The following is a 17,428-nucleotide window of genomic DNA, read 5'->3' as shown; positions in this document are numbered from 1 at the left end:
TTACTGCGCCCGCCCCATCAGGCCGCGCGGAAAGGCACAGACCACCAGGATCACTGCGAGATAGAAGAAGAAATTGCCGAATTCCGGCATGAGATAGCGCCCGGTGACATCGATGGCGCCGAGCAGCAGGCAAGCGGCAAGCGCCCCTGGGATCGAGCCTGCGCCGCCTACGGAGACCACGACCAGGAACGTCACCATATAGCGCAAGGCGTAATAGGGTTCGATCGGCAGGAATTCGGCGCCGACCACGCCGCCGAAGGCGGCGAGACCGATCGCGAGCGCGAAGCTCGCTGCATAGATGATCTCAGTGCGCACGCCGAGCGCGCGCGCCATCGGAGCGTTCTCGACGGCGGCGCGCAGATGGATGCCGAAGCCGGTGCGCTCGATCAGGAGCCACAGACCTCCGGCGACGACGAGGCCGCTGACGATGACGAAGATCCGGTGGCCGGCGATGCTGCGGAAGCCGAGATCGATCGGCCGGGCGAGCTCGGCCGGCAGCGGGATCGTCTTCAGCGTCGGGCCGAAGAAGTAGTTGGTGATGCCGATGACGCAGAAGGTGATGCCGATCGTCATGAGCACCTGCGAGAGCTCGCTGCGGTCGTAGATGCGGCGATAGAGCAGGCGCTCCAGCGGGATCGCGAGCAGCACCGTGCCGACCATGGCGAGAATGATGGCGAAGCCGTAGCCGAGGCCGAGATCGCGCGCCGCATAGGAGGCGATGTAGCCGCCGATCATGGCGAAGGCGCCATGCGCGAGATTGACCACCCGCATCAGTCCCATCGTCAGCGACAGGCCGATGCAGATGATGAACAGCGCCATGCCATAGGCGAAAGCGTCCATGGCGATGCTCAGCGCGGTCTGCATCTGCGGGCCTCGTCGAACCGGACAGTGGAGAGCGAGGGTGCCTGGCGCACCCTCGCGAATCTTAGTGCTGGTTGCCGGCCGCGCTCACTTGGCGAGGCCGGGGTCCTTCTGGTCCGGGAAGCTGGCGATCTCCCGGTTGATCCAGCGGCCCTGCGCATCCTTGGCGACCTCGCGCAGATAGATCGTCTGCGTGATGTGCCGGGTCTCGGGATCGATCTTGACCGGGCCGCGCGGGCTCTCCCAGGCGAGGCCCTTGACCGCCTCGACCGCCTTTTCCGCATCCTGCTTGCCGCCCGTGGCCGCGATCATCTTCGAGATCACGAACAGGCCGTCATAGGCTCCGACGGCGGGGAAGGAGAGCAGATCCGGCGCGCCGATCGCCTTGTCGGCGGCGGCGACGAAGCGCTTGTTGATCTCGGAGTCGTGCGAGACGGCATAGTGGAAGGAGGTCACCATCCCCGCCGCCGCCTCGCCGAGCGCCGGCAGATCGGACTCCTGCGTCAGGTCGCCGGTGGCGAAGAGCTTGACGCCGGCCTGCTTCAGCCCGGTATCGCTGAAGGCCTTGACGAAGCCGAGCGTCGGCGGGCCCGAGGGCAGGAAGGCGAAGACGCCTTGCGCGCCGGCATCGCGGATGCGCTGCATGATCGGGCTGAACTCGGTGGTGTTGAGCGGCATTCGGATCGATTCGGCGACTTCGCCACCAGCCGCTTCGATCGCCTTCTTGAAGGCGCCTTCAGCATCGACGCCGGGGCCGTAATCGCTGACGACCGAGACGAATTTCTTGATGCCGCGCTCCACTGCGGCCTTGCCGATCGGCGTCGCGGTCTGTGCGGTGGTGAAGGAGGTGCGGACCACCAGCGGCGAGGAGGTCATGATCGCCGAAGTCGCGGCGTTGAAGATCACGAGCGGCACGTTGCCCTGCTTCAGCAGCGGCGTGATCGCCATGGCGTCGGGGGTGAAGTAGACGCCGCCGAGATACTGCACCTTGTCGCGGACGATCAATTCTTGCGCCAGGGCACGAGCCTGCTGCGGATTGGCGGTCGGCAGGTCGCGATAGACCAGCTCGATGTCGTGGCCGGCGACGGTCTTGCCGTTCTGCGCCAGCCAGGCCTCGGCGCCGGCCTGGAAGTTCTTGCCCTGCAAGGCGAAGGGGCCGGAGAACGGCCCGATGATGCCGATCTTGATGGTGTCGGCGCTGGCTGCGCCGGCCATGCCCAAAGTGCCTGCAAGCGCCAGGGCGCCGGCACGCAGCAGCCGGCCGAAGGATGTCTTCTGCATTGTCCCTACCTCCCGATCTTTCCTCTGCCGCGGCCGCCTTTTCGCGCGGTGCGACAACTCTTGCCGTTCGTTCCTGGCCGGATCGCTGCGCTGCGGCGCCCGACTCTTGTTGTCACCAACGCAATTTTTCGCGCGAGGGCAATGCCCATCGCCGTCCGGAACTCAAAACCCTCGAACTGAGGCTGGCTGGAGATGATTTCGTCCTTCCGGGGCTAAAAATGAAGATGATCCTGCTGAGGTGCTGGGCGAACCCGGCCCTAATAGGGCAGGCCGACATAGTTCTCCGCGATGGTGACGCCCGCCGCCCGCGAATGCGTGAGGTAATCGAACTCGGCCTCCTGAATGCGTCGGTCGAAGCCGTCCTTTTCGGGAAAGCGGTGCAGCAGATTGGTCATCCACCAGGAGAAGCGTTCTGCCTTCCAGACGCGGGCAAGTGCGCGGGCCGAATAGGCGTCGAGGCCGGCATCCGAATGATCGCGATAGTGCTCGCGCAGGGCGTCGAAGAGATAACGCACATCGCTCGCCGCCAGATTGAGCCCCTTGGCGCCTGTCGGCGGCACGATATGGGCGGCGTCTCCGGCGAGAAAGAGCCGGCCGAAGCGCATGGGCTCGGCGACGAAGCTGCGCAGCGGCGCGATGCTCTTTTCCAGCGACGGACCGGTCACGACGGCATCGGCGATCCCCGTGGGCAGACGTCGGCGCAACTCGTCGAAGAAGGCATCGTCCGACCAGTTCTCGACCCGCTCCTCCAGCGGAACCTGGACGTAGTAGCGGCTGCGCTCGGCCGAACGCATCGAGCACAGCGCGAAGCCGCGCTCGTGATTGGCATAGACCAGCTCGTGCGCTGCCGGCGGACGGTCCACCAGCAGGCCGAGCCAGCCGAACGGGTAGACGCGCTCGAAAATCTGTAGCGCATCCACAGGGACGGAGGCGCGGGAGATGCCGTGATAGCCGTCGCAGCCGGCGATGAAGTCGCAATGCAGCTCCTTGGCCTCGCCGTTCGCCCGGAAGGTCACGCGCGGCGAGGTTCCGCCGAAATCGTGCAGCGCGACATCTTCGGCTTCGTAGAATGTCGTCCCCCCGAGCCGCTGGCGGGCGTCGATGAGATCGTGCGTTACTTCGGTCTGGCCGTAGACGGTGACCGTCTTGCCGCCGCTGAGCTCCTTCAGTTCGATGCGGTGGAGCGTGCCGCGGAAGGCCAGCGCGAAGCCGTCATGGACGAGACCTTCGCGATCGAGCCGCTCGCCGACGCCCGCCTCGTGCAGGAGGTCGACCATGCCCTGCTCGAGCACACCGGCGCGGATGCGCGACAGCACATAGTCGACGCTGCGCCGCTCCAGGATGACGTTGTCGATGCCGGCACGCGACAGAAGCTGCCCGAGCAGCAGGCCGGCAGGTCCGGCGCCGATGATGGCGACCTGCGTTCGCATTCTTTTTGACCTCCCACGGAGCGTCGATTTGCACCGTTCGATCCGTGACCAAAGGATAACCTACGCAACGCGATTGACGGAATGGAGGATTCGCGCATTGTCTTGGACAAATCGATCCTGAGGAAAGCATGCCCGGCAGGAGCGTCCCCGCCTATTGGCTCTATGGCGAGCGCCTGACGGATCGCTTCCCCGACGCGCTGCATATCGAACCGATCGTGGCGCGCAGCTCGCTGCATGGCTGGACGATCCAGCCGCATCTGCATCACGATCTCTTCCAGTTCTTCCTCGTCACGGAGGGCGGCGGCCGGACGCGGGTCGACGGTCGCGAGCACCAGCTGACGCCGGGATCGGTGCTGCTTTTGCCGCCGTCGACGATCCATGAATTTGCCTTCCTCGACGATACCAACGGTTTTGTTGCCAGCGCGGCCGCGACATCGTTGAAGCGCCTGTTCGGCAACGAACCGGAGGCGCACGCACTGCTCGGTGCGGCAGCGGTGCTGCATGTGCCGGTCGGGAGCGCGCAGTTCGCCGCACTCGACGCCACGATGCGGCTGGCGATGAGCGAGTTCGCGGCGAACCTGCCGGTGCGGGAATTCTCGCTCGGCGCCTATGCCGACCTGATCGCGTCCTGGTTCGTGCGGGCGATGCGGGGCGCACGCGCAGTTGCCGAGCCGGCGCGGGATGCACGGGCCGAGCTGGTGCGCCGCTTCGTCGAGCAGGTCGAGACGCGCTTCCAGCACCATGACGCGCTCACGGACTACGCCCGCGCGCTCGGTGCCTCGGTGCCGCATCTGTCACGCAGCTGCCGGGAACTGCTTGGCCATTCGGCGGCGCGCGTCATCCAGGACCGGTTGATGATTGAGGCGCGGCGCGATCTCGTCTACACCGCGATGACGATCTCGCAGATCTCGTTCCGGCTGGGATTTTCCGACCCGGCCTATTTCTCGCGCTTTTTCGCCAAGCGCGCGGGCTTGTCGCCCTCGGACTATCGGGCGAAGCCCTGACGCCGGTCAGCCCGCGGCCTCGATTTCCTTCATCACCGCGGCAGCCTCGGCAAAGGCGGTGTTGCCCGCGGGCACGCCGGCATAGATCGCCGTCTGCATCAGCACCTCCTTGAGATCGTCGGCAGTGAAGCCGCCACGGGTCAGCCCGGTGCGGACATGCAGGCGGAATTCCTCCCAGCGGCCGAGGCTCGCGGTGATGGCAAGGACGAGCAGGCGCCGCGTCCGGTCGTCGAGGCCGGGGCGGCTCCAGATTTCCTGCCACGCGATGCGGGTGATCATCGCCTGGAACTCGGCATTGAATGGCGTGCGATTGGCGAGCGAGCGATCGACCCACGCGTCGCCGAGGACGCGGCGGCGGTTCTTCAGGCCAGCTTCGAACAGGGTTTCTGCAGCGCCGGCCGCATCGGGACCGGGCGACAGGAAGCCACGCAGCGCACCGGCCAGGGCAGCGGGCGCCTCGAGCGGGGCGAGATGGCCGCAGTCGAGCCGTTCGAGGGTCGCGCCCGGGATCGCGGCGACGAGATTCTCGCCATGGCCGGCGAAGGGGGTGGAGGCGTCGCGATCGCCGACGACGACGAGTGTCGGGCAGGAGAGACTGGCGAGCCGGCCGATCAGGTCCATGTCGCGGATGGCGGCGCCTGCGCCGGCATAGCCTTCGCTGTTCATGGCGATGAGACCGCGCCGGACGCTCTCAGCGACTGCCGGCTGGCCTGTGGCGAAAGCCGGTGAGAGGAAACGCTGCATGGCGAGATCGGCTATCGCCGCTGTGCCGCCGGCGCGGACCTTTTCGACGCGATCCTGCCATGCCGCCTTGTCCATGGTGGCCGAAGTGCAGATCAGTGCCAGCGCCGCGACCCGCTCCGGCCGGGTGAGCGCGAGCTCCATCGCGATCATGCCACCGAGCGAGACGCCGGCGACTGCCGCACGCTCCACGCCGGCTGCGTCCATCACCGCGGCAACATCTCCGGCCAGCTGGGCAAGCGTGTAGTCGCCGCTTGGCGCGTCGGAGGCGCCATGGCCGCGGGTGTCGAGCCGCAGGACACGGAAGGAGGGGAGGAGAGCGGGCATAGCCGCGTCCCAGAGGCCGAGATCGGTGCCGATCGAGTTGAGCAGGACGAGGGCCGGCTTGTCGTCCGTGCCTTCGAGCTTCCAATAGATGCGGGCGTCGCTGCTTGCTGCGAAAGGCATCGTTCGTCCCTTAGTCGTACTGCGCGAGCAACGCGGCGACGAGTGCCGAACTCTCGCCGATATCGGTTCCGAGGCCGGCGGCCGCGAGATTGCGGGCGATGGCGGCTTTGTCGACCTCAAGCCCTTCTGCGACCATCGCCATGGCGCCGGCCGCGCCGGCCGCGAGCAGAAAAAGCTCTGCCAGGGCGGGACCCTCGGCCTGCCAGCCGCCGAGACCGCGCTCCTGCTCGGCCGGGAGACCGGCGAGGATGCCGGCAACGAGGCCAGGAGCGCGCAAGGCGGCGGAGAGCGCGACCTGACAGCCGGTGGGGTTGCGTTTGTGGGCCATGGCGGAGGAACCGCCACGGCCGGGGATCGCCGGCTCGCGGGCCTCGCCAATGCCGTTCTGGGCGAGGAGCGAGACGTCGCGCGCCAATTTGCCGAGGGCCCCGATGGCGATGGCTAGGGCCGTGGCGATACCGGCGATGCCGCCGCGGCGTGCATGCCAGGGCGGAGAGTCGGGCAGGCCGAGGGCGGCAGCGAGGCGGGCGGAGACGGCTGCGCTCTTGCCGCCGAGGCCGGCGCGCGAGCCGGCGGCGCCGCCAAATTGCAGCGTTGCGCCGGTTTCGACCTCGCGGTTCAGGCGGGCGGCGGCTTCCACGATGCCGGCCTGCCAATGTGCGATGCGCAGGCCGAAGCCGATCGGCAGCGCGTCTTGCAACAGCGTGCGGCCAATCGCCGGGGTCTCGGCATGGCGTCGTGCGAGTGCGGCGAGCGCCGTCGCGATACGCTTGAGATCGCCGCCGAGCAGATTGCTGGCGGCGCGGATCTGGCAGGCCAGTACGGTATCGGCGACATCCTGGCTGGTGGCGCCCTTGTGGAGGGCCTTGGCGGCCTCGCCGCTCAAGGCGGCGCGCAGCCGTGCCACCAGCGGGATCGCCAGCGTGCCGGCCAGCGCGGTCTCCTCGGCAAGCGCGGCAGGGTCGATTACGATCTCTGCGCAAAGCGCGGCGATCGCGCCGGCTGCATCGGGGCCGATCAGCCCTTCCGCCGCCTCGGCGCGGGCGAGTTCGGCTTCGAAGGCCAGCGTATGCCGAAGCGTGGCCGCGTCCGAGAACACGGCCAGCATGGCTTCGGTGGTCGCCGGCCTTGAGCGGAGGAACCCGCTCACGCGGCCTTGGCGAGGCTCGGCGCCACAGTGAAGGGCGCCGCCGTCTTGGCCTTGACCTCGTCGAGGGTGACGCCAGGGGCGAGCTCGATCAGGGTGAGGCCACCGCCATTCTCCTTGTCGCAGCTCAGGACGCAGAGGTCGGTGATGATGAGATCGACCACGCCCGCGCCGGTCAGCGGCAGCGAGCAGCGCTCCAGTACCTTGGATTCGCCCACCTTGTTGGCGTGATCCATCACGACGATGACCTTCTTGACACCGGCGACGAGGTCCATCGCGCCGCCCATGCCCTTCACCATCTTGCCGGGGATGGTCCAGTTGGCGATGTCGCCATTCGCAGACACTTCCATCGCGCCGAGGATGGTCAGGTCGATATGGCCGCCGCGAATCATCGCGAAGCTATCGGCTGAGGAGAAGAAGCTGGAGCTCGGCAGGGTCGTGATCGTCTGCTTGCCGGCATTGATCAGGTCGGGATCGGCCTCGCCCTCATAGGGGAAGGGGCCGATGCCGAGCAGGCCGTTCTCGGATTGCAGCGTGACGTCCACACCCTCGGGGATGTAGTTCGCCACCAGTGTGGGAATGCCGATGCCGAGATTGACGTAGAAACCGTCCTTCAGCTCCTTGGCCGCGCGGGCGGCGACCTCTTCGCGGGTCCAGGCCATTATGCCGCCTCCCTCTTGCGCTCGGTCAGCTTCTCGATGCGCTTCTCGTTTATCGTGCTCTTGATGATGCGGTCGACGTAGATGCCCGGCGTGTGGATCGCCTCGGGATCGAGCGAGCCGACCGGCACGATCTCCTCGACCTCGGCCACCGTCACCTTGCCGGCGGTCGCCATGTTCGGATTGAAGTTCCGCGCCGTCTTCCGATAGACGAGGTTGCCGGCGGTGTCGGCCTTCCAGGCTTTGACGATGGCGAGGTCGGCCCGGAGCCAGGTCTCGCGGACATAAAGGTGCCCTTCGAATTCCTCGATCGGCTTGCCTTCGGCGACGACGGTGCCGACGCCGGTCTTGGTGTAGAAGGCCGGGATGCCGGCGCCGCCGGCGCGGATGCGCTCGGCCAGCGTGCCCTGCGGGTTGAGCTCCAGTTCGAGCTCACCGGCGAGATATTGCTGCTCGAACAGCTTGTTCTCGCCGACATAGGACGCGATCATCTTCTTGATCTGCCGGGTCTGCAGCAGCATCCACAGGCCGAAGCCGTCGGCGCCGGCATTGTTCGAGATAACCGTCAGGTTCTTCACGCCGGAATCGCGGATCTGCGGAATCAGGCTTTCCGGGTTGCCCGACAGGCCGAAGCCGCCGGACATGATCGTCATGCCATCGAAAAGCAGCCCCTCCAGCGCCGCGGCGGGGCTGTCGTAAATCTTGCGCGTCATCTGTCCTCCCTGGGCGAGGCTTGTGGCCTCAGCGTTCGCTCCGGTGTTCCGGCTGCCTCGGTGCCGGCGGCGCCACAGTTAGACCGGTCCAAAGTTTCCGGCGCGATCAGAATACGAACGTGGGAGAATGTCTATGGCCGTGACGCAACTGGCACGGCCTTCGCGCAATGTCGGCGTGTTCAATCTGCTACCGGCTTCAGGCGGCGGCCAGCCGCTCAGATCCCGGGATCGGAAATGCCCGGTCATAGGCCAGATTGAACAGGAAGGCGTAGACCACGTAGAAAATCACGATCGCGAGATCCATCAGGAAGGTCTCCCACAGGCCCATGCCGAGATACCAGGCGATCGGCGGCAGGAGCAGCAGGAGAAGGCCGCCCTCGAAGAGCAGCGCATGCAGGACGCGCGCCGGGATGTTCTTCTGCGTGTGCCCGACCAGCCGGTGCATGGCGTGATCGAAGCCGAGGTTGAAGAAGAAGTTCCAGATCGTCGCGACGGTGGCCGAGCCGACGCCGATCACGCCCATATGCGTCGCGGGCAGTCCGAAGAGCTGGGCGCCGCCGGGAATCACGAGCGCCAGTCCGATCACTTCGAACAAGACTGTGTGGCGAACCCTGTCGGGAAAGGAGCGCATCGACATTCAAAAACCCGTTGTTCTCGTTGACGCCCGGTCTTCTATCGCCAAATTTGAGCATCTCAAGTTGGGTGTTATCTGGATTGCAGATAGATGAGCGTCTCCTTCGAGCAGTTGGAAGCCTTTGTCGCGGCGGCCGAGCACGGCTCATTCTCGGCGGCGGGCCGGGTCCTGCGCAAGGCGCAGTCGGCAATCAGTACGCAGGTGGCCAATCTGGAGGAGGATCTAGGCATCGCGCTGTTCAGCCGTGCCGGCCGCAACCCCGTGCTGACGGCGGCCGGCGAGAGGCTGCTGCGCGAGGCGAAGGTGATCCTCGACCGGCGGGAGCATCTGCTCGGCGTCGCCAGCGGCTTTGAGGCGCATGTCGAGAACCGGCTGGTGGTCGCGATCGACGAGCTCTATCCGGAACATCTGCTGGGTGCGCTCTTCGCGGATTTCGCCCGGCGGTTCCCGCATGTCGAGCTGGAGCTGCTTTTCCCGCTGATGGAGGATGTCAGCCAGCTCGTCCTGGCCGGGCAGGCCGATATCGGGGTGATGTGGCGGCAGGAGGTGCTGCCGGCCGAGCTCGGCTTCCAGACGGTCGGCTGGGTGCCGATCAAGCTCGTCTGCGGCAAGGAGCATCCGCTGGCCGGCACCCGCGTCGACTGGGAGGATCTCAAGCGGCACCGGCAGATTCTTGTTGCGGCGCGTGGCGACGGGCCGGAGAAGCAGCGCCTGCGCGTCGCGGCGGAGGTCTGGTGGGTCGAGAGCCACTGGGTCATCCTGCAGCTGGTGAAGCAGGGCATCGGCTGGGCCTTCGTTTCCGGCTCCGTGATCGAGCATTCGCCGGTCGCCGCCGATCTCGCCATGCCCGATCTCCAGTTCGACAATTTCGACCTGCCCGTCGCGCTGGAGATGGTCTGGCACAAGCAGCGCCCCTGTGGGCCGGCCGCGAGCTGGCTGCGCGAACGCTTCGCCGCTGCCCGCATCGGTGCGGCCTGATCGCATCAGCGCTCGTGCTTTCGCTTCGAAGCGCGGTAAGGGTCGAATGCGACAGGTTGCGGGAATTAAATTACATATCTACGGCGGCGTGTGCGGATGAGTTTTGTCTACAAAGTCCGATATCGTCGGAGTTTGTCGAGAGCGATCGATGCACCATCTTGCCACGCGAGGCAGTGTCGAATATCGTTATCAGTAATAAAATTTCATAATGCCGCCGAGGGCGGTTTCATCCGGGGAGTGACGATGCACAACGATTCCTTCTCTCGCGCCGGTTTGACGCGCCGTGGCCTGGGCGGCCTTGCCGCCGGTCTTGCCGGCTCGACCATGCTGGCTCCGGCTGTGGCCTGGGCCCAGGCCGCTTCGAGCGCGAACCTCGCCATGGTCGGTGAGCCGCAGTCGCTCGATCCGATGGCGTCGACCGCCGATCTCGTCGGCACGATCATGCAGCATGTCTACGAGCCGCTGTTCACCTTCGACGCCAACTGGGCGACGCAGCCGATGCTGGCGGCCGCGCTGCCGACCGTCTCGGCCGACGGCAAGACCTACACGATCGAGCTGCGCAAGGGCGTGAAGCTGCATAATGGCCGCGACCTCGACGCCGAGGACGTGGTGGCATCGCTGAAGCGCTGGTTCGACATGACGCCGCGCGGCAAGGGCCTGGCGAAGAGCCTCGCCAGCCTGACCGCGAAGGGGCCGACCACGGTCGAGATCGTGCTGAACAAGGTCGAGCCGGCGCTGCTGGCGCATCTGGCGCTGCCGTCCGGCTTCGCCGCGATCATGGCGAAGGAGACGATCGCCAATCCGCTGACCGAGTTCGTCGGCACGGGCCCCTACAAGTTCCGCGAGCGCAAGCCCGACCAGTTCGTCGTGCTGGTGAAGCACGAGGGCTATGCTTCGCGCAGCGAGCCGGCTTCCGGCTATGCCGGCAAGCGCGAGGCCAAGATCGACGAACTCCGCTTCATCCCGGTGCCGAACGCCAATACCCGGCTCGAGGGCGTCATCGCCGGCCAGTACCAGTTCTCCGACCAGCTCGCGGTCGAGAGCTTCAAGAAGCTGTCCGGGGCGAGCGCGGCGCGCGCCGTGCTGACCATGCCCTTCGGCTTCCCCTATTTCCCGACCAACACCAAGCAGGGCCCGATGGCCGATCTGAAGGTCCGCCAGGCCTTCCAGATGGCGCTCGACCTCGAAGAGGTGCTGATGGCCGGTTTCGGCGAGCCGAAGTTCTTCGCGACCGCCGCCGAGCACTTCCCGAAGGGGTCGCCCTTCTTCTCCGAGGCCGGCAAGGACAAGTACAGCAAGGGCGATGCGGCCGGCGCCAAGAAGCTGCTGGCCGAGGCCAAGTATGACGGGACGCCGATCCGCATCCTCAACTCGAAGCAGTACGACTTCCATCACCGCATGGCGCTTGTCATGGCCGAGCAGCTGAAGGCGGCCGGCTTCAAGGTGCAGCTCGACGTCGTCGACTGGGCGACGCTGATCCAGCGCCGCGGCGATCCCGCGCTGTGGGACATCTACATCACCCATTCGGCCTTCCTGCCCGAGCCGATGCTCTCCCCGCCGCAGCTCGGCGAAGGCGCGCCGGGCTGGTGGTCGAGCCCGGCCAAGGAAGCCGCGCTCACCGCCTTCAACGCCGAGCCGGACCCGGCCAAGCGTGGCGCGCTCTGGGGCAAGGTCCAGCAGGTTGTTTATGACGAGGTGCCCTATATCCGCGCCGGCAATTTCGGCGCGCTCTCCGGCGCCTCGGCCAAGATGACCGACTACGCCGCGATGCCGTGGCCGTCCTTCTGGAATGTCGGCCTGACCAAGTAGCCGCTGGAGCTACCGGCCCTAGTCGGCCCCGGCGCGGAAAGTCCGCGCCGGGGCCATTTTCAGACACGCCGATTTGGCCAACGGAGCGTATTGGATGCTCGCGCATATCGGACGCCGCTTCGCCGGCCTGCTGCTCGTGCTCTTCATCGTCGCCGCGCTGGTCTTCTTCCTGACGCGGCTGGCGCCGGGCGATCCGGCGGCGCTGATGCTGGGCGAGCAGGCAACGGCGGAGGACATCGCGCGGCTGCGGACCGCCTATGGCCTCGACAAGCCGCTGCTGCTGCAATTCTTCCTGTGGCTGAAGGAGGTCGCGAGCGGCAATCTCGGCCAGTCGATCTTCCTGCAGCGGCCGGTGACGCAGGCGCTGCTGGAGCGCGCAGAGCCGACCTTCTTTCTGGCGATGTTCTCGCTCGCCATCGCTGCGGCGATCGGCATCCCCGCCGGCATCGCCTCGGCGGTCTGGCGCGGACGCCCGGTCGACCAGACCGTGAGCGGGCTTGCGATGCTGGCCGCGAACATCCCGAGCTTCTGGCTCGGCCTGATCTTCATCCAGCTCTTCGCGGTCAAGCTCGGCTGGTTTCCGGTCGCCGGCTACGGATCGCCGGAAGCCAGCTTCACTGAGCGGCTCCAGCACCTCTTGCTGCCGTCGGCGGTGCTCGGGGTCGTGAATTCCGCGCTGATCACGCGCTTCACCCGCGCCAGCATGCTTGACATCCTCGACGCCGATTTCCTGCGCACGGCGCGGGCGAAGGGGCTGTCCGAGCGGCGCGTCCTGCTCGGGCACGCCTTCCGCAACGTGCTCGTCCCGGTCATCACCGTGCTCGGCCTGACGCTGGCACTGCTGATCGGCGGCGCGATCGTGACCGAGACGGTGTTCGGGCTGCCGGGCATCGGCAACCTCGTCGTCTCAGCCGTGCTGAGGCGCGACTATCCGGTGATTCAGGGCGCGCTGCTGGCGGTCGCCGCGATCTATGTCCTGATCAACCTCCTGATCGACCTGATCTACACGCTCGTCGATCCGCGTGTCCGCTACTGAGGGAGCGACGATGAACTCTCCCGTCATGGCTTTCCTCCGCAGCCTGTTCCGGCGCAAGCTCGTGCTCGTCGCTGCCTTCGTGCTCGCGGTGGCCTTCGTCCTTGCGGTGCTCGCGCCCTGGATCTCGCCCTATGATCCCGGCGCGATGCGGGTGGCGCGGCGCCTGCGCCCGCCGAGCGAGGTCAACTGGTTCGGCACCGACGAGCTCGGCCGCGACATCTTCTCGCGCATCGTCTGGGGCGCGCGGGCCTCACTGGGCATCGGCTTTGCCGTGGTGGCGATCTCGGTCACGGTCGGTACCGCGTTCGGCCTGATCGCCGGCTATTTCAAGCGGCTGGATGCGCCGATCATGCGCCTCGTCGATGCGCTGATGGCGCTGCCCGACATCCTGCTGGCGATCTTCCTCGTCGCGGTGCTCGGGGCCTCGGCCGGCAACGTCATCCTGGCGCTGTCGATCGTCTATACGCCGCGCGTCGTGCGCGTGATCCGGGCGTCGACCTTGGTCGTGCGCGAGCTGCCCTTCGTCGAGGCGGCCCGCTCGATCGGCGTCTCGACGCCGCGTATCCTGGCGGTGCATCTCCTGCCCAACATCGCTTCGCCCGTGCTGGTCCAGGCGACCTTCATCTTCGCCTATGCGGTGCTGGCGGAAGCCGGGCTGTCCTTCCTCGGCGCCGGCGTGCCGCCGGAGACACCGACCTGGGGCACCATGATCGCCTCCGGCCAGCAATATGCCGACGATGCCTTCTGGATCGTCGCTTTCCCGGGCCTCGCCATCGTCTTCGTGGCATTGTCGTTGCAAGTTCTTGGCGACGGGTTGCGCGACATGCTCGATCCGCGCCTCAGAAAGGCCTTGTGATGTCCGGTGTTCCGCTCTTCCCTTCGGCCTGCGGCGATCTCGCGCGGCGGGTGAGGATCGGAACGACAGGTATCCGCAAGGCCGGTTTCGGCGGAGCTCACCGGACATGACCGGCGAGTCCGATCCCATCGCGAGGGCCGCAGGGTTTGAGGAGACGGTCGGAGCCTCCGACATCCTCAGCGCGATCCGCGCCGGCCTCGGCCAGATGTCCGAGAGCCAGCGGCGTGTCGGGATGCTCTTCCTCGACGATCCCGATTGGGCAGTAAAGGCCAATGTCGAGGATATCGCCGCGCGCGCCGGAGTCAGTGCGCCGACAATCGTGCGTTTCGCCCGGGCGATCGGCTGCGAAGGCCTCAAGGACCTGAAGCTGAAGCTCGCCGGGGCGCTGGCGCTGGGCGCGCCCTTCCTGCATCGCTCCGTGCATGTCGGCGAGACCGCGGCCGACGTCGTGCGCAATGTCACCGGCAGCATGACGACGGTGATCGCGGAATGGCAGCGCCGGCTCGACCCGGCCGAGCTCGACCGGGCGGCGGCGGCGATCAAGCGTGCGCGCCGGATCGACTGTCTCGGCACCGGCGCGACCTCGCATTTCCTGGCGCAGGACCTGCAGGCGCGGCTCTTCCGCCTCGGGTTGACGGCGAACGCCTTCTCCGACGCCCATTTCCAGCTCGTCGCCGCCGCGACCCTGACCTCGGCCGACGTGCTCGTCGCGATCTCCTTCGTCGGCCGCATGCCGGCGCTACTGCGCGCCGTCGAGGTCGGCCGGGCGCGCGGGGCAACGATCATCGCCTTGACGCAGGCGCGCACGCCGCTCGCCGAACTCGGCCACATAGTCCTGCCGATGGATGTGCCGCGCGATGCGACCATGCTGGTCGGAACGGACGCCTATGTCGTCCAGCTCATCGCCATCGAGATTCTGATGATCATGGTCGGGCTGCGTCAGGGCCCGGAACTGATCGCCCGCATGAACGATCTCCACCATGTGCTGAACACTTACGGCGTCGACCGCGAAGACCCGTCCGTCCTGCATGCCGGCTGGCGCCAGATGCTGGATTCTGATCCGGGGTCGTCCGAAACGGGCTGACGCGGCCCGCTAGAGCATTTCCGCGTTTCTTCGAAGCGCGGAAATGCTCCAGGTCTTTGTTTTATAGCATTTTCTTCACGCGAACCGGTAGCTGCTTCGCTTGAAAATGCTCTTGCTGCTACTGGTGAAAGGTCCAGAGCAGGCTCTCGCTCAATTCCTTCAGCGCCTCGACGGCGTCCGGCCGTTCGCGAGCGACCGCGGCGATCAGGGCGTCCGCGAGTGCGAAGACGGCCGTGGGGGAGTTGGGCAGCAGGCGGCTGCGCGCCGGCGCGAAGAGCGTGACATCGGCGATCGACGCGAGCGGCGATGTCGGGCCGTCGGTCAGCGCCAGAAGCTTGGCGCCGCGCTTCTTGGCGAAGCTCGCCAGATCCAGCGTCGAGCGCGAGTAGCGCGGGACGGAGATCGCCACCAGGAGATCGTCCGGCCGCGCCGACATCATGTGGCGGACCGCGCGCTCCGGGCCGGTGCGTGCGGAGGCGAAGATCACGTCGGCGCCGAGATAGAGCGCCAGCCCGTCTTCGAGGAACGAAGCGACGTGGTGGCTCGCGCCCGAGGCGGCGATGAAGACGCGCGGGGCCTTGAGCAGCAGTTCGACCGCCCGTGTCACGGCTTCCTCGGTCAGGCTTTCACGGGCCGCCTGCAGATTGGCGGCCTGGTCGGCAAGAGCAGCCTCGACGGTCGCGAAGGTCGAGCCGGCGGCCGAGCGGGCGCCGGCGAAGCTGTCGACCGGAGCATGGGCGAATTTCAGCGCGGCCGAGAGCGCGCCACGAAACTCGCCATAGCCGCCATAGCCGAGCGCCCGGACGAAGCGCGTCACCGTCGCGTTGGAGGTGCCGCTCCCTTCCGCCAGCCCCTCGATCGTCATCGTCGCGACGTCGAGCGGGTGCTGCAGCACGAAATCGGCCGCGCGGCGGTGGCCGTTGCTGAGGGAGGGGTAGATCTGCGCGATCCGGTTCGAGAGATCCGTCGAAGGCCTCAGGCCCTGGGACATGTGCCTCCGCCCTGTTGACGTTCAAAAATTTTCATGTTTGCTACCCGACGAAAATAAACCTGTCAAAACGACAAGCGGGAGCGGATACCATCATGCGTCAATCCCTGTTCGTCGCGGCGCTCGCCGCTACGTGCCTGTCCGCCACGGCGGCTTCGGCGCAAACCCTGCGCATCGCGCTGGCTTCCGAGCCGACCGCCGTCGATCCGCATTACCACGACCTCACCCCGAACAACGCCCTGGCGCAGCACATCTTCGACTCGCTCGTCGCCCAGGACGAGAAGCAGAAGCTCCATCCGAGCCTCGCCACTTCCTGGGAGAATGACGGCAAGAACCGCTGGACCTTCAAGCTCCGCGACGGCGTGAAGTTCTCTAACGGCAAGCCGTTTACCGCCGAGGACGTGGTCTTCACCTTCTGCCGCACGCTGAAGAACGAGACCAAGGTGTCGGATTCGTTTGCCGACGTCACCGGCAATTTCGCCTCGGTCGAGTCGCCCGATCCGCAGACGCTGGTCATCAACACCATCAATCCGGAGCCGCTGCTGCCGAACCTGCTCTCGGCGCTTCCCATCCTCTCGGCCTCCATCGTCGAGCACGGGCCGATCAGCTACGACATCGCCAAGAACTGCGGCGTGACGGGCCCCTGGCCGACCGTCAGCGGCTTCAATGACGGCTCGCTCGCCATCGGCACCGGCCCCTACAAGCTGAAATCCTATGTGCGGGGCTCGGCGATCGAGCTCGAGCGCAGCCCGACCTATTGGGGCAAGGCCGAGCCCTGGGAACTGGTGCGTCTGCTGCCGGTGACCAATGCCGGCCCGCGCCTCGCGGGCCTGCTCGCCGGCGATTACGACGTGATCGAAAATCCGGCCGCGCGCGATCTCGGCCGGATCAGGGATGACAAACGCTTCGGCCACGTCATCACGCCCTCGACCCGCGTGATCTATTTCCAGCTCGACGTCGCCCGCGACCAGAGCCCCTTCGTCAAGGCCGAGGATGGCAAGAACCCGCTGAAGGATGCGCGCGTTCGCAAGGCGATGTCGCTCGCCATCGACCGCGACGCCATCGTCAAGCGCATCATGGATGGCGCGGCCGAGCCGGCTTACCAGTATCTGCCGACCGGCATGTTCGGCACGCTGCCGAGCCCGCCGAAGCTGGCTTATGACCCCGCGCAGGCAAAGAAGCTGCTGGCCGAGGCCGGTTATGCCAAGGGCTTCCAGCTCACCCTCTCGACCACCAATGACCGCTACATCAACGACAGCCAGATCACCCAGGCGGTCGCGCAGTACCTGACCCAGATCGGCATCAAGACCGAGGTCGACGCGATGACGCGGGCGATCTACTTCCCGCGCCGTGCCAAGAAGGAATTCAGCGCCGCGCTCGGCGGCTGGGGCTCCGGCACCGGCGAGGCCGCGTCCTTCCTGCGCCAGTGGCCGCCGACCCCCAACGAGACCAAGACGCTGGGCGGCTCGAACTATGGCGGCTACAAGAACGACCAGTTCGACAAGGTGATCCGCGAAGCCGTCACCACGCTCGACGACGCCAAGCGGGCCGAACTGCTGCAGGAAGCCGGCAAGCTTGTGCTCGCCGACGGCGCCTTCATCCCGCTGCACTTCGAGAGCGGCGTCTGGGCCTTCAAGTCCAACCTCGCTGTCACCGGTCGCGCCGATCAATACATGCTGGCGATGTCAGTCAGGCCGGCCGCCAAGTAGGCCTCGCCGATCACCCCAAAAATGACGGGCGGTCTGCTGGACCGCCCGTTC

The 17,428-nt window shown here is 66.7% G+C and carries 16 protein-coding genes; 7 read left to right on the top strand and 9 right to left on the bottom strand.

The window, feature by feature from the left end:
* The 3 genes from AC1DEZ_RS08645 to pobA form a co-directional block, all read right to left on the bottom strand.
* Positions 1-864, bottom strand: coding sequence for a branched-chain amino acid ABC transporter permease (locus AC1DEZ_RS08645; protein WP_441511805.1), 864 nt, complete (start codon positions 862-864; stop codon positions 1-3).
* Positions 865-948: 84 nt separating this feature from the next.
* Complete coding sequence (locus tag AC1DEZ_RS08640) at positions 949-2,076, bottom strand: ABC transporter substrate-binding protein (protein WP_476779664.1); 1,128 nt, start codon at positions 2,074-2,076, stop codon at positions 949-951.
* A gap of 323 nt (positions 2,077-2,399) precedes the next feature.
* On the bottom strand, positions 2,400-3,572 hold the full coding sequence (gene pobA, locus AC1DEZ_RS08635) for a 4-hydroxybenzoate 3-monooxygenase (RefSeq protein ID WP_476779431.1): 1,173 nt from the start codon (positions 3,570-3,572) through the stop codon (positions 2,400-2,402).
* Positions 3,573-3,700: 128 nt separating this feature from the next.
* Between pobA and AC1DEZ_RS08630 the strand changes: the two genes are divergently transcribed.
* Complete coding sequence (locus tag AC1DEZ_RS08630; protein WP_476779430.1) at positions 3,701-4,576, top strand: helix-turn-helix domain-containing protein; 876 nt, start codon at positions 3,701-3,703, stop codon at positions 4,574-4,576.
* 6 nt (positions 4,577-4,582) lie between these two features.
* Here the strand turns inward: AC1DEZ_RS08630 and pcaDC are convergent, their stop codons facing one another.
* From pcaDC to AC1DEZ_RS08605, 5 genes are all read right to left on the bottom strand, one after another.
* Positions 4,583-5,764 carry a bifunctional 3-oxoadipate enol-lactonase/4-carboxymuconolactone decarboxylase PcaDC gene (gene pcaDC, locus AC1DEZ_RS08625; protein ID WP_476779429.1) on the bottom strand — a complete coding sequence of 394 codons (1,182 nt, stop codon included), beginning with the start codon at positions 5,762-5,764 and terminating at the stop codon, positions 4,583-4,585.
* A 10-nt stretch (positions 5,765-5,774) separates the two neighbouring features.
* Complete coding sequence (locus AC1DEZ_RS08620) at positions 5,775-6,914, bottom strand: lyase family protein (protein WP_476779428.1); 1,140 nt, start codon at positions 6,912-6,914, stop codon at positions 5,775-5,777.
* A complete protein-coding gene (locus tag AC1DEZ_RS08615) occupies positions 6,911-7,573 on the bottom strand; it encodes a 3-oxoacid CoA-transferase subunit B (protein WP_476779427.1) in 663 nt (220 codons plus the stop codon). The genes AC1DEZ_RS08620 and AC1DEZ_RS08615 overlap by 4 nt, the downstream gene beginning before the upstream one ends.
* Entirely contained in the window at positions 7,573-8,283 is a 711-nt protein-coding gene (locus AC1DEZ_RS08610) for a CoA transferase subunit A (protein WP_441511811.1), read from the bottom strand. Before AC1DEZ_RS08610 ends, AC1DEZ_RS08615 begins: the two co-directional genes overlap by 1 nt.
* A gap of 196 nt (positions 8,284-8,479) precedes the next feature.
* Entirely contained in the window at positions 8,480-8,920 is a 441-nt protein-coding gene (locus AC1DEZ_RS08605; protein ID WP_476779426.1) for a PACE efflux transporter, read from the bottom strand.
* Positions 8,921-9,007: 87 nt separating this feature from the next.
* Between AC1DEZ_RS08605 and AC1DEZ_RS08600 the strand changes: the two genes are divergently transcribed.
* The 5 genes from AC1DEZ_RS08600 (at position 9,008) to AC1DEZ_RS08580 (ending at position 14,680) form a co-directional block, all read left to right on the top strand.
* Complete coding sequence (locus AC1DEZ_RS08600; RefSeq protein WP_476779425.1) at positions 9,008-9,895, top strand: LysR family transcriptional regulator; 888 nt, start codon at positions 9,008-9,010, stop codon at positions 9,893-9,895.
* A 243-nt stretch (positions 9,896-10,138) separates the two neighbouring features.
* Positions 10,139-11,704, top strand: coding sequence for an ABC transporter substrate-binding protein (locus AC1DEZ_RS08595; RefSeq protein ID WP_476779424.1), 1,566 nt, complete (start codon positions 10,139-10,141; stop codon positions 11,702-11,704).
* A gap of 94 nt (positions 11,705-11,798) precedes the next feature.
* Positions 11,799-12,740, top strand: a complete 942-nt coding sequence (locus AC1DEZ_RS08590; protein WP_476779423.1) for an ABC transporter permease — start codon at positions 11,799-11,801, stop codon at positions 12,738-12,740.
* A 10-nt stretch (positions 12,741-12,750) separates the two neighbouring features.
* Positions 12,751-13,596: an ABC transporter permease gene (locus tag AC1DEZ_RS08585; protein WP_476779422.1), complete on the top strand. Its 846-nt coding sequence runs from the start codon at positions 12,751-12,753 to the stop codon at positions 13,594-13,596.
* A gap of 106 nt (positions 13,597-13,702) precedes the next feature.
* Entirely contained in the window at positions 13,703-14,680 is a 978-nt protein-coding gene (locus AC1DEZ_RS08580; protein ID WP_476779421.1) for a MurR/RpiR family transcriptional regulator, read from the top strand.
* A gap of 118 nt (positions 14,681-14,798) precedes the next feature.
* Here the strand turns inward: AC1DEZ_RS08580 and AC1DEZ_RS08575 are convergent, their stop codons facing one another.
* Positions 14,799-15,671, bottom strand: coding sequence for a MurR/RpiR family transcriptional regulator (locus tag AC1DEZ_RS08575; protein WP_476779420.1), 873 nt, complete (start codon positions 15,669-15,671; stop codon positions 14,799-14,801).
* A 92-nt stretch (positions 15,672-15,763) separates the two neighbouring features.
* Here AC1DEZ_RS08575 and AC1DEZ_RS08570 point away from each other — a divergent pair, with 92 nt between their 5' ends.
* Positions 15,764-17,377 carry an ABC transporter substrate-binding protein gene (locus AC1DEZ_RS08570; RefSeq protein ID WP_476779419.1) on the top strand — a complete coding sequence of 538 codons (1,614 nt, stop codon included), beginning with the start codon at positions 15,764-15,766 and terminating at the stop codon, positions 17,375-17,377.
* Positions 17,378-17,428 lie beyond the last annotated feature (51 nt).

The organism is Allobosea sp. 10L422, from assembly GCF_056395345.1.
This window is presented reverse-complemented; position numbering and strand designations above follow the sequence as displayed.

Excerpts from the sequence above, each read along its gene's own strand:
- AC1DEZ_RS08605 (WP_476779426.1), bottom strand. The coding sequence starts at position 8,920 with ATGTCGATGCGCTCCTTTCCCGACAGGGTTCGCCACACAGTCTTGTTC.
- pcaDC (WP_476779429.1), bottom strand. The coding sequence starts at position 5,764 with ATGCCTTTCGCAGCAAGCAGCGACGCCCGCATCTATTGGAAGCTCGAA.
- AC1DEZ_RS08645 (WP_441511805.1), bottom strand. The coding sequence starts at position 864 with ATGCAGACCGCGCTGAGCATCGCCATGGACGCTTTCGCCTATGGCATG.
- AC1DEZ_RS08590 (WP_476779423.1), top strand. The coding sequence starts at position 11,799 with ATGCTCGCGCATATCGGACGCCGCTTCGCCGGCCTGCTGCTCGTGCTC.
- AC1DEZ_RS08640 (WP_476779664.1), bottom strand. The coding sequence starts at position 2,076 with ATGGCCGGCGCAGCCAGCGCCGACACCATCAAGATCGGCATCATCGGG.
- AC1DEZ_RS08615 (WP_476779427.1), bottom strand. The coding sequence starts at position 7,573 with ATGGCCTGGACCCGCGAAGAGGTCGCCGCCCGCGCGGCCAAGGAGCTG.
- AC1DEZ_RS08610 (WP_441511811.1), bottom strand. The coding sequence starts at position 8,283 with ATGACGCGCAAGATTTACGACAGCCCCGCCGCGGCGCTGGAGGGGCTG.
- AC1DEZ_RS08630 (WP_476779430.1), top strand. The coding sequence starts at position 3,701 with ATGCCCGGCAGGAGCGTCCCCGCCTATTGGCTCTATGGCGAGCGCCTG.
- AC1DEZ_RS08580 (WP_476779421.1), top strand. The coding sequence starts at position 13,703 with ATGACCGGCGAGTCCGATCCCATCGCGAGGGCCGCAGGGTTTGAGGAG.
- AC1DEZ_RS08585 (WP_476779422.1), top strand. The coding sequence starts at position 12,751 with ATGAACTCTCCCGTCATGGCTTTCCTCCGCAGCCTGTTCCGGCGCAAG.
- AC1DEZ_RS08600 (WP_476779425.1), top strand. The coding sequence starts at position 9,008 with ATGAGCGTCTCCTTCGAGCAGTTGGAAGCCTTTGTCGCGGCGGCCGAG.
- AC1DEZ_RS08570 (WP_476779419.1), top strand. The coding sequence starts at position 15,764 with ATGCGTCAATCCCTGTTCGTCGCGGCGCTCGCCGCTACGTGCCTGTCC.
- AC1DEZ_RS08595 (WP_476779424.1), top strand. The coding sequence starts at position 10,139 with ATGCACAACGATTCCTTCTCTCGCGCCGGTTTGACGCGCCGTGGCCTG.
- pobA (WP_476779431.1), bottom strand. The coding sequence starts at position 3,572 with ATGCGAACGCAGGTCGCCATCATCGGCGCCGGACCTGCCGGCCTGCTG.
- AC1DEZ_RS08575 (WP_476779420.1), bottom strand. The coding sequence starts at position 15,671 with ATGTCCCAGGGCCTGAGGCCTTCGACGGATCTCTCGAACCGGATCGCG.